At 53.9% G+C, this 584-nt stretch carries 1 protein-coding gene; it reads right to left on the bottom strand.

Annotation, left to right across the window (positions count from 1 at the left end; translation table 11 throughout):
• Nucleotides 1-584, bottom strand: a 584-nt coding sequence (locus E4T80_RS12900; protein ID WP_167740745.1) for a hypothetical protein, incomplete at both ends; no start/stop codon positions are given.

The following is a 584-nucleotide window of genomic DNA, read 5'->3' on the forward strand; positions in this document are numbered from 1 at the left end:
ACTAACGCTTGGGCGTTATTCCCCGTTACCAGACCTTGTAAGATACCGCTTGCCGCACTCACGCCTCGTTTAAACGCACTGCCCGTTCCGTACCCTTTATCGTAGTCCGATTGTAAGGTATTTAACGCTTTTGCCGCTGCCTCATAACCCGCATCTTTGGTAAAGTTTTCTGGTAAAACACCCGCTTGTCTCAACCGCTCCGCCTCTTTCCCTAACGCCAGCTTCGCGTTTTCTATCCTCTCCCTGTCGCTGTGGGTGTAAATCTGCTCCGCATTGTTCACAATATCCGCAACCACCGCCGCCATCGCCTGCAATTCTTGCACTTTGCTCATATCCGCTTGGCTCACTTTGCGGTTGGCATTGGCAACATCACGGTGTAAGCCCGATAAGGTCTCCGCGACCGTTTTCCCCGTTTTCGCTTTTTGGCCCGCTTCATCCCGGATTGTCATATCGATATTGCCGCCTACGGTCGCGTAGGTCGTGCTCTGTTCCCGTTCGTTCCGGTTACCCGGTAGGCTCATCAGGGTCCCCATCGGGTTAAACCCGCCTGTCCCGCCGCTTACGCTGATATTGCGCGTTTTCAG

Origin of the sequence: Muribacter muris, from assembly GCF_004569585.1 — a bacterium.
Taxonomy (GTDB): domain Bacteria; phylum Pseudomonadota; class Gammaproteobacteria; order Enterobacterales; family Pasteurellaceae; genus Muribacter; species Muribacter muris.